The organism is Corallococcus sp. CA049B, assembly GCF_003611685.1.
Taxonomy (GTDB): domain Bacteria; phylum Myxococcota; class Myxococcia; order Myxococcales; family Myxococcaceae; genus Corallococcus; species Corallococcus coralloides.
Genome location: NZ_RAWC01000466.1, coordinates 1 through 1,028, shown reverse-complemented (window position 1 = coordinate 1,028; position 1,028 = coordinate 1). Strand labels below are relative to the sequence as shown.

Annotated in this window: 1 protein-coding gene; it reads left to right on the top strand. The window is 66.4% G+C overall.

What is annotated here, in order from left to right; translation table 11 throughout:
• Positions 1–2 precede the first annotated feature (2 nt).
• Positions 3–1,028: elongation factor Tu (tuf, locus tag D7W82_RS39745; protein WP_120623196.1), on the top strand; the 1,026-nt coding region annotated here is incomplete at its 3' end.

Genomic DNA, 1,028 nt, shown 5'->3' with positions numbered 1-1,028 from the left:
TCATGTCCAAGGAAAAGTTCGATCGCAGCCTGCCCCACGTGAACATCGGAACGATTGGGCACGTGGACCACGGCAAGACGTCGCTGACGGCGGCCATCACGAAGGTGCTGGCCAAGACGGGCGGCGCCACGTTCCTGGCGTACGACCAGATTGACAAGGCGCCGGAAGAGCGCGAGCGCGGCATCACCATCTCCACGGCGCACGTGGAGTACAAGACGAAGAACCGTCACTACGCGCACGTCGACTGCCCGGGGCACGCCGACTACGTGAAGAACATGATCACGGGCGCGGCGCAGATGGACGGCGCCATCCTGGTGGTGTCGGCGGCGGACGGCCCGATGCCGCAGACGCGCGAGCACATCCTGCTGGCGCGCCAGGTGGGCGTGCCCTACATCGTGGTCTTCCTGAACAAGGTGGACCTGCTGGACGACCCCGAGCTGCGCGAGCTCGTGGAGATGGAAGTCCGCGACCTGCTCAAGAAGTACGAGTTCCCCGGCGACACCATCCCCATCATCCCCGGCTCCGCGGTGAAGGCGCTGGAGGGTGACACCAGCGACATCGGCGAGCCGGCCATTCTGAAGCTGATGGAGGCGGTGGACGCCTACATCCCGACGCCGCAGCGCGCGACGGACAAGCCCTTCCTGATGCCGGTGGAAGACGTGTTCTCCATCGCCGGCCGCGGCACGGTGGCCACGGGTCGCGTGGAGCGCGGCATCATCAAGGTGGGCGAGGAAGTGGAAGTCGTCGGTCTGCGCGCGACGCAGAAGACGGTGGTGACGGGCGTGGAGATGTTCCGCAAGCTGCTGGACGAGGGCCGGGCGGGCGACAACATCGGCGCGCTGGTTCGTGGCCTCAAGCGCGAGGACATGGAGCGCGGCCAGGTGCTGGCGAAGCCGGGCAGCATCACGCCGCACACGAAGTTCAAGGCGCAGATTTACGTGCTGTCGAAGGAAGAGGGCGGCCGCCACACCCCGTTCTTCAAGGGGTACCGTCCGCAGTTCTACTTCCGCACCACGGACGTGACGGGC